Origin of the sequence: Nonomuraea diastatica (assembly GCF_004349015.1) — a bacterium.
Classification (GTDB): Bacteria; Actinomycetota; Actinomycetes; order Streptosporangiales; family Streptosporangiaceae; genus Nonomuraea; species Nonomuraea diastatica.
In genome coordinates this window covers 1-8543 of record NZ_SMKP01000292.1, presented here as the reverse complement: position 1 = coordinate 8543, position 8543 = coordinate 1, and the positions used below count along the sequence as shown (strand labels likewise).

Here is an 8543-nt window from a genome sequence, read left to right as displayed (position 1 = left end):
GCTCATCCCCGGCACCCCGCTGGGGGATCAACACTTCACATTCTTGCAGCTCAAGAGCATCACCCACGCTGGAGCAGTGGTGGGTTACTGACGTGCGCCTACCGAACGGTCTTAATTTCCGACCAGATCAGCCGTCAATTTGACAGTCCCGCTGGTGGAAGATCCGAGGCGCCTCATTCCGCTCTGCCGCGGTAAATGCGTACGCCTCGATCTCGATCACGGATGAGGCGGTCCAGGTCAGGATTGCCGCGATCATGAGTCTGCCGCAGTAAATCCGGCATCTACTGCAGCACATTTGTCGTCGAGGGATGGGCATCTCGCCTTTCCGGAGCAGCGCCTGCCCGGAGTCACCGTGGTTATGGTCGGCGGCCAGCTCGACGATGCGGTCACGCACGGGTTCGCTCGTGGCTGCTCGCCGCGGGAAACGTACGATCGGGCGCATGACATGTGTGCTGGTCGTGGAGGACGACCTGGTCATCAGATCCGAGCTGGTCGAGGCGCTGGCGGCGCAGGGCTACCAGGCGGAGGCGGCCGCGTCCGGGGCCGAGGCGCTGGAGGTGGCGGACCGGCACCAGCCGGATCTCGTCCTGCTGGATCTCGGGCTGCCGGACGTGGATGGGGTGGCGGTGTGCCGGCGGTTGCGGTCGGCTGTGCCGGACACGGTGATCGTCGTGCTCACGGCTCGTACGCAGGAGTTCGAGGTCGTGGTGGCTCTGGACGCTGGCGCCGACGACTACCTGACCAAGCCGTTCCGGCTGACCGAGCTGATGGCCAGGATCCGCGCGCACCTGCGGCGGCGCGGCCCCGCGCAGGGCGAGCGCGTGTTGACCGCCGGGCGGCTGCGGCTCGATCTGCCCGCGCGGCGGGCGTACGTCGGGGAGGCGGAGGTGGCGTTGCGGCCCAAGGAGTTCGATCTGCTGGCGGCGCTGGTGAGCCGCGCGGGCGAGGTGGTGACGCGCGAACAGCTCATGGACGAGGTGTGGGACGAGAACTGGTTCGGCTCCACCAAGACGCTGGACGTGCACGTGTTCGCGCTGCGCCGCAAGCTGGCAGAGCACGGCGAGGGGATGGAGCGGATCGTCACGGTGCGGGGGCGCGGCTACCGCTACGAACCCTGACCGCTGCCGGGCGCCATCATCGGCGCACTGGCAAGCGCTAGGTGCCGCGGCCCGGCAGCAGGAGGCTGAACAGCGGCGGCCGGGCCCGGCTGAGCACCAGCCTGCCGCCCTCGGCCTCGGCCAGCGAGCGGGCCAGGGCGAGGCCGATGCCGTGGCTGTCGCCGCTCGACCGGATGAACGGATCCGCGCCCTCCGCCACGCCCTGCCCATGATCGCTCACCTCGATGGCCAGCCCCGGGCCCACGTCGGACACGGTGACCGCGACCTCCCCCTGACCGTGGCGCAGCGCGTTGTCGAGCAGCACGCGCAGGATCTGCCGGACGGCCGCGGGCTGGGCCGTCGTCGGCGGCAGTTCCGGCTCCACGGTGATGGTCAGGCGGCGCCCCTGCTCGGCCAGCGGGCCGAGCCATTCCTGCCGGATCTCCTCCATCAGCCCGCGGACGTCTAGCGGCTCGATCGGCACGCGGCTGTCGCGGCTGAGCCGTACGAGATCGTCGATCACCTCCTGCAACCGCTCCCCTCTGGCCAGCGCGGCCCGGATCGCCGGAGCCAGGTCCGCGCCGGGACGGGACAGAGCGGACTCCAGGCCGAGCAGCAGCCCGGTCAGCCCGGTGCGCAACTGGTGGGACACGTCGGCGCTGAAGGCCCGCTCCCGGGACAGCACGGCTCCGAGGCGGCGCGCGGTCGACTCCAGCGCCTGCCCGGCCTGGTCGGCCTCGCGCAGCCCGGAAGGGGACGTGCGAACGCTGAAGTCACCGCCGCCGAGCGCCTGTGCGACGGCGGTGAGCCGCTCGAGGGGCGCGGCGAGCCGGGCCGATTGGCGCACGGCCACGCCCGCGGCCAGCGCGATCACGATCAACGCGAGCCCGCCCATCAGCAGCCACGCCTGATGGACGCGATCCCTAACCTGTGAGTTCGGCGTCGCCACTCGGATGACCATGGCGGTGCCTTCGTCGGAGGGGACGGGCGCGGACACGGCCAGGAAACCGCCCTCCACCGTGTCGTGGACGCGCCCGTCCTTGCTGGAGGCGGCCAGGCCGGAGTGGGCGGGGCCGTCGCCGAACAGTCGGGCGCCGGACACGGCGTAGCCGCCGATGGCCAGGTCGCCCGGCAGGCCCGTCGGCAGTCTCAACGGCACCCGCGGCTCATCGGGGACGGCGGCGGCGACCCAGGCGGCGTCGCGTTGCAGGGCCGCCACGGTCTGGTCGTGGTAGAGCAGGCTCATCGCGACCGCCAGCGGCACCAGGAAGAGCGCGACGGCCAGGGCGGTCACGCTCACGATCACCACCAGCACCCGCCGCCGCAGCGGCACTCCCTGCGCTGTCACCCTCCCAAGGTGGCAGAAGGCAGGTAAACGCTCCGCTAACGGGCTGCTCAGCGGGCGCTTTCCGGCCCGCTTCTAGCGTGGGAGACATGAAGGTACGGCATAGCGTCATGGCCCTGGTCGTCGCGGGGCTGGCGGTGGGCTGCGCGGCCGCGGCACCCGCCCAGACTCAGACGCAGACACAGGAGCAGCCACCGGTGACTCCGCGGGCCGCGGAGTCGAATCCGCCGGGCGATATTCCAGACGACACGCTGTTCGTGGCCTATCGGCATCCCGGTCAGCCGTACGAGGTGAAGGTGCCCGAGGGGTGGGCACGCACGGACCTGCCCACCGGGGCCGGCTTCACCGACAAGCTGAACAGCATCCGCATCGAGACCGCGCCCGCCGCCTCGCCGCCGACGGAGGCGTCGGTCAGGAACCAGGTGAAAGACGGCCAGATCAGCACGGTCGGCACGGTGACCAGGAAGGGCGGCAGAGCGATTCGGGTCGTCTACCGCGCCGACAGCAGCCCAGACCCGGTCACCGGCAAGGTCGTCAGGGACGAGATCGAGCGCTACGTCTTCTACCGGACCGGGCGCGAGGCGATCCTGACCCTGTCCGGCCCTGTCGGCGCCGACAACGTGGACCCGTGGCGCACGGTCTCCGACTCCTTCCGCTGGACGACGTCATGATCCTGCGAGCCGAGGAGCTCTACCGCTTCTACCGGTCAGGCGATGAGGAGACCAGGGCGCTGCGCGGCGTCACCCTTCACGCCGCCGCCGGCGAGGTGGTGCTGGTCAGCGGCCCGTCCGGGTCGGGTAAGTCCACGCTGCTGGCCTGCCTGGGCGGGCTGGACGACCCGGACGGCGGCACCGTCACGGTGGACGGCCACCGCATCAGCCACCGGCCCGAGGCCGAGCGGGCAGCGCTGCGGGCCCGGCTGGTGGGCGTGCTGTTCCAGAGCGGCAACCTGATCGAACACCTGACGGTCGCGGCCAACGTCGATCTGGCCCAGCAGCTGGCGGGGCGACGGGACAGGCGCCTGCGCGACGAGTTGCTGGCTGTGCTGGGGCTCTGGGCCAGGGCGGGGGCGTGGCCGAGCCAGCTGTCCGGCGGAGAGTCGGCCCGCGCCGGGCTGGCCGTGGCGCTGGCCAACCGCCCCGCGCTGCTGCTGGCCGACGAGCCCACCGGCGAGCTCGACCAGCACACCGAGGCGCCCGTGCTGCGGCTGATCCGCGAACAGGCCGGCGAGCGCACCGCCGTGGTGATCGCCTCGCACAGCCCGGCCGTGCGGCGGCTGGCCGACCGCGTGGTGGAGCTGAAGGACGGGCGGGCGACATGACCGCGCTGGTCACCTGCCAGAACCTGGCCCGGGTCTACGGCAGGGGCGCGAACGCCCTGGTCGCCGTCCACGAGGTTACCTGCGAGCTGCGGCCGGGCGAGCAGGTCGCGGTCACCGGCCCGTCGGGGTCGGGCAAGACGACGCTGCTGCACCTGCTCGCCGGGCTCGACCGCCCCACAGCGGGGCGGATCGGCTGGCCCGCGTTCGACGACCGCCCGCATGGCCGGATCGGCGTGGTCTTCCAGGGGCCGAGCCTGCTTCCCCCGCTGAACGTCGCCGAGAACGTGGCGCTGCCGCTGCTCGTCGCCGGACTGGGGGACGCCGAGGCCAGGGAGCGGGCGTTGATCGCGCTGGCCGCCATCGGCCTGGCCGGCCTGGCCGGAGCGCTGCCGGAAGAGCTGTCGGGCGGGCAGGCGCAGCGCGTGGCGGTCGCCCGGGTGCTGGCCGCCGAGCCCCGGCTGATCATCGCGGACGAGCCCACCGCGCAGCTCGACTCGGACCTGGCCCGCCGGGCGGTCGATCTGCTCACCGAGGTGGCGTCCCGGCTGGACGCGGCCCTCGTGATCACCACCCACGACCCGCTGGTCGCGGCGCGGCTGCCCCAGACCTGGACCATGAGCGACGGAGTGCTTGCATGCTGATCTTCATCTGGCTGCGCGGCCTGCTGACCCGCCGGGCGGGCAGGCTGGCCGCAGCCGCGGCGGGCATCGCGCTCGCCGTCGCCCTCCCCGCCATGCTGGGCGCGTTCCTCGCCTCCGCCAAGGTCACCATGACGGCCCGCTCGCTCCAGCGGGTGCCGGTCGACTGGCAGGTGGAGCAGCAGCCCGGCCAGGCCCTGTCCGTCCCGATGCCCGGCACCTCCCGCGAGGTGGACTTCGCCCGGATCGACGGGTTCGAGTCGCGCCAGGGCGGACAGACGCTGACCACTGGCGCCGGCCAGATCCTGGGCCTGCCCGCCGACTACGCCGCCGCCTTCCCCGGCGAGCTGCGCATGCTAGCCGGGACGGCGAAGGGGCCGCTGCTCGCCCAGCAGACCGCCGCCAATCTGCACGCCGCACCCGGCGCCACCGTCACCGTGCGCCGTCCCGGGCTGCCCGACGCGGCGGTGACGGTCACCGGGGTGGTGGAGCTGCCCGCCGCCGACTCGCTGTTCCAGCGCGTCGGCGCGCCGCCGGGCGCGCAGCCGCAGGCGCCGCCCGACAACGTGCTGCTGCTCCCGGCCGCCGACTGGCACCGGCTGTCCGACGGCATCCCCCGCGACCGGGTACGCACCCAGTTCCACATCCGCGTCGACCGCCGGCTGCCGTCCGATCCGGCGGCGGCCTACACCGCGGTCACCGGGCAGGCCCGCAACCTGGAGGAGCGGATGGCCGGCAGCGGGCTGGTCGGCGACAACCTCGGCGCCGCCCTGGACGCCGCGCGCGAGGACGCCCTGTACTCGCAGGTGCTGTTCCTGTTCCTGGGCATGCCGGCGGTCGTGCTCGCGGCGCTGCTCGCCGCCCTCGTGACCCGTGCCGGGGAGCCGCGGCGGGCGGCCGAGCAGGCGCTGCTGCGGACCAGGGGCGCGTCCAAGGGCGCGCTCGTGCGGCTCGCGCTGATCGAGACCGCGCTCGTGGGCGTGGCCGGCGTGCTGGCCGGCCTCGGGGCGGCCGCCCTGGCCGGACGCGCGCTGTTCGGGTCGGCGAACGTGTCGTGGTGGGCGGCCGTCCTAGGGCTGCTGGTCGCCGCCGCCACCGTGCTGCCGCCCGCGCTGCGCGCCACCACCGTGGCCGCCGCCCGCCGCCCCGTCGGTGGGCCGCGCCGCTCTCCCGCCTGGCTGCGGTACGGGCTGGACCTGTGGCTGCTGGCCGGATCCGCCGTGATCTTCTGGATCACCAGCAGGAACGGCTACCAGCTGGTTCTGGTCCCCGAGGGGCTGCCCCAGCTGTCGGTCGACTACTGGGCCTTCGCCGGGCCGGCACTGCTGTGGGCGGGTGCGGGCCTGCTCATCTGGCGCCTGGCCCGGACGCTGCCCAGCTCGTTCGTCACCTGGGCGGCCAGGCCGCTGGCCGGCAGCCTGGCGGGCACCGTGTCGGCGATGCTGACCCGCCAGCGCGCGCCGCTGGCCCGCACCGCCACCCTGGCGGCGCTGGCCGTCGCGTTCGCCGTCTCCACGTCCGTCTTCGACACCACCTACCTCCAGCAGGCCCAGGTGGACGCCGAGCTGACCAACGGCGCCGACGTCACCGTCTCCCAGACCACCGCCACCCAGGGGCAGCTCGCGGCCGTGCCCGGCGTGGCCCGGGTCGAGCCGCTGCAGCACCGCTTCGCCTACGTCGGCTCCGACCTGCAGGACCTGTACGGCATCCGCCCCACCACCACCCGCCTGCACGACACCTACGTCTCCGGCGGCACCGCTCGCGAGATCCTCGACCGACTCGCCCGCCAGCCGGACGCGCTGCTAGTCAGCCAGGAGACCGTCAACGACTTCCAGCTCCACCTCGGCGACCAGGTGCGGCTGCGCACCGAGGACGGCACGACCGTCCCCTTCCACTACGCCGGCATCGTCACCGAGTTCCCCACCGCGCCCCGCGACAGCTTCCTCGTCGCCAACGCCTCCTACCTGGCCCGCCACATGCCCGTCGACACCACGTACCTCATCACCACGGACGGCACCCCGCCCCACCGGGTCGCCGCCGACCTGCGCGGCCGGCTTGGTCCGGCGGCCAAGGTCACCGACGTGGAGACCAGCCGCCAAGTCATCGGCAGCAGCCTCACCGCCGTGGACCTGTCCGGCCTGACCGCTATCGAGCTCGGCTACGCGCTGGCCCTGGCAGGGCTGGCTACCGGCCTGCTGCTCGTGCTCGGCTTCGCCGAGCGGCGCCGCACCTACGCGCTGGCCCGGGTGCTCGGGGCGACCCCGCGCCAGCTGGGCTCGTTCGTATGGGCCGAGGTCGGGCTGGTCGGACTGGCCGCGGCCGTGCTGGGCGCGCTGTGCGGGTGGGCGCTGTCACGGATGTTGGTGGCCGTGCTCAGCGGCGTGTTCGACCCGCCTCCCGACGCGCTGGCCGTGCCGTGGCCGTACCTGGCCGCCCTCGCGGTCCTCGGCGTGGCGGCGCTACTCGCCGCCGGAGCCGCCACGGTCCGGGCCGCGCGCCGCCCGCCCTTGACGGTGCTCCGCGACCTGTGACGCGCTGCCCGCCATTGACGTGCGCGGGCTGATGTGGCATCACACCTGGAGTCGGCGCGGCCTTCACGGCCTCCTCCCCGGTGCCGGGTCAGCTACGCCTCCAGCTCCGCCAGCAGCGCGGTCCACCGTTCGCCGATGACGTCCCGGCTGTGCTGCCGGGACGGCGCCCAGGTCGGCCTCGGTCAGGGTGACGAAGGCGTCGAGCCTGCCGTACCTGTGGGCGATCATCTTCCGGACGGCGGGCTTGTGCGCGCCGAAGCCGGTGTGCTCCTGGCCGATCGTGATCACGCCGGGCGGGCCAGCAGCGCGGCTGCCAGGTTGAGCCCGGGACGCGTGGTGATCAGTACGCCGGTGCGCAGCCCGCTCAGGAAGCGCAGGAGGGCGAGGTCGGTCCGCAGATCGAACCTTCCGTAGGCCGCCTCCTCCCGCGGGATGAGCCTGCTGCCCAGCAAACGCGCGCGGCGCCGGTGCGGGCGTTGGTCCAGGAAGGTGACGCGAACGCCGGCGGCACCGGGAAGAAGGGCCGCTCCCTCGTCCGGATGACGCTGACGATCTCGACGTCGTGGTCGGCCGACAGCGTGCTCGCGGGGTTGAGGACGGTCCTGATGGTGCCGCCCATGCCGTACGCGTGCAGCAGCAAGATCTTCACCTGCCGCGTGCTGGGCGGGCCGGCCCGGCGGGCCCTGCGGCGGTTGGCCGCCCGGAGCAGGAACGGGCCCAGCCTGCGCGCGTTCGTCGCCAGGTGGATGGCGGCCAGGGTCACGATGATCGAGCCCAGGGTGTCGGTGGGATAGTGCGCCCCTAGGTAGACCCTCGCTAGTATCTGCCCGGCCACGAGCACGCAGCCCGCCGCCAGGACGGGCCATCGCCAGCGGGTTTTCCAGGCCAGCAGCGCGACGGCGACCGCCATCGACAGGGTCAGGCACACGTGACCACTGGGGAAGCTGTCCGGGCCGAGCTCGTGCGCCAGCGCGTGGGACGCGGGCGGCCTCGGACGGGCGACCAGGGGCTTGAGCAGCGCGCCGACGCCCCACCCCGCGGCGATCACCACCAGCACCAGCCGGGCGGCGCGCGACCGTCCCCAGACGGCGACCGCCACGACGAGGACGACGGCGAGGACCGTGCCCACGACGTTGCCGAACCCCACGTTCAGCGCCTGCGCCACCGCCGTCGGCCACGGCCCGCGTGCCGACTGCACCACCTCGCTCACGCTGGTGTCCGCCGCAGTCCAGGCGGGCGTGCGGGCGGCGAACCCCACCACCGCCCCGAAGACCAGGAGCGCGACGGAGACCGGGATCGGGAACCTGGTTCTGCTCGACCACATAGAGGAACGGTAGGAAAGGGCGCGTCAGCGGCTGATCAAGATCCCGTTAGCGCGACGTTTACCTTCGCTCCCGCAGGACGGGGCCCAGCAGGATTAACCGCGCGTTATGGATGGCAGAACCTGCCGCTGTCCGTCGTCTTCGCAGACTGAGAGGCGTCAGCAAGACGTCAACGCACGGAGATATGTCTATGCGCAGGCCTATGATCATCGCCGGACTCGCCACCGTCACCGTCCTCCTGGCCGGCGGAGGGGCCGCGTTCGCCTCGTCCCTCGACCAGAGCCCCGCC

The 8543-nt window shown here is 73.2% G+C and carries 8 protein-coding genes; 5 read left to right on the top strand and 3 right to left on the bottom strand.

Features of this window, described 5'->3' with window-relative positions; all coding sequences use genetic code 11:
- Positions 1–127: 127 nt before the first annotated feature.
- Positions 128–394, bottom strand: a complete 267-nt coding sequence (locus E1294_RS49555; RefSeq protein ID WP_132519537.1) for a hypothetical protein — start codon at positions 392–394, stop codon at positions 128–130.
- 46 nt (positions 395–440) lie between these two features.
- On the opposite strand from E1294_RS49555, the gene E1294_RS49550 reads away from it, so the two are divergent.
- The gene (locus tag E1294_RS49550; protein WP_132519534.1) at positions 441–1118 is read left to right on the top strand and encodes a response regulator transcription factor; all 678 of its coding nucleotides are present in this window, start codon (positions 441–443) and stop codon (positions 1116–1118) included.
- Positions 1119–1155: 37 nt separating this feature from the next.
- Here E1294_RS49550 and E1294_RS49545 read toward each other — a convergent pair whose 3' ends face one another.
- Positions 1156–2445, bottom strand: coding sequence for a sensor histidine kinase (locus E1294_RS49545; RefSeq protein WP_246083841.1), 1290 nt, complete (start codon positions 2443–2445; stop codon positions 1156–1158).
- A gap of 86 nt (positions 2446–2531) precedes the next feature.
- Here E1294_RS49545 and E1294_RS49540 point away from each other — a divergent pair, with 86 nt between their 5' ends.
- Genes E1294_RS49540 through E1294_RS49525 form a run of 4 tightly spaced genes read left to right on the top strand, consistent with a single transcriptional unit; the run spans position 2532 to position 6932 of the window.
- Positions 2532–3113, top strand: a complete 582-nt coding sequence (locus E1294_RS49540) for a hypothetical protein (protein WP_132519531.1) — start codon at positions 2532–2534, stop codon at positions 3111–3113.
- Positions 3071–3763 (top strand): ABC transporter ATP-binding protein, encoded by a 693-nt coding sequence (locus E1294_RS49535; RefSeq protein ID WP_220448396.1) that lies wholly within the window; start codon positions 3071–3073, stop codon positions 3761–3763. Before E1294_RS49540 ends, E1294_RS49535 begins: the two co-directional genes overlap by 43 nt.
- Complete coding sequence (locus E1294_RS49530; protein WP_132519525.1) at positions 3760–4404, top strand: ABC transporter ATP-binding protein; 645 nt, start codon at positions 3760–3762, stop codon at positions 4402–4404. The genes E1294_RS49535 and E1294_RS49530 overlap by 4 nt, the downstream gene beginning before the upstream one ends.
- Entirely contained in the window at positions 4398–6932 is a 2535-nt protein-coding gene (locus tag E1294_RS49525) for an ABC transporter permease (RefSeq protein ID WP_220448395.1), read from the top strand. Before E1294_RS49530 ends, E1294_RS49525 begins: the two co-directional genes overlap by 7 nt.
- 364 nt (positions 6933–7296) lie before the next feature.
- Here the strand turns inward: E1294_RS49525 and E1294_RS49520 are convergent, their stop codons facing one another.
- Complete coding sequence (locus tag E1294_RS49520; RefSeq protein WP_132519522.1) at positions 7297–8256, bottom strand: phosphatase PAP2 family protein; 960 nt, start codon at positions 8254–8256, stop codon at positions 7297–7299.
- Positions 8257–8543 lie beyond the last annotated feature (287 nt).

Coding starts and splice junctions, on each gene's coding strand:
- E1294_RS49550 (WP_132519534.1), top strand. CDS start 441: ATGACATGTGTGCTGGTCGTGGAGGACGACCTGGTCATCAGATCCGAG.
- E1294_RS49530 (WP_132519525.1), top strand. CDS start 3,760: ATGACCGCGCTGGTCACCTGCCAGAACCTGGCCCGGGTCTACGGCAGG.
- E1294_RS49520 (WP_132519522.1), bottom strand. CDS start 8,256: ATGTGGTCGAGCAGAACCAGGTTCCCGATCCCGGTCTCCGTCGCGCTC.
- E1294_RS49525 (WP_220448395.1), top strand. CDS start 4,398: ATGCTGATCTTCATCTGGCTGCGCGGCCTGCTGACCCGCCGGGCGGGC.
- E1294_RS49540 (WP_132519531.1), top strand. CDS start 2,532: ATGAAGGTACGGCATAGCGTCATGGCCCTGGTCGTCGCGGGGCTGGCG.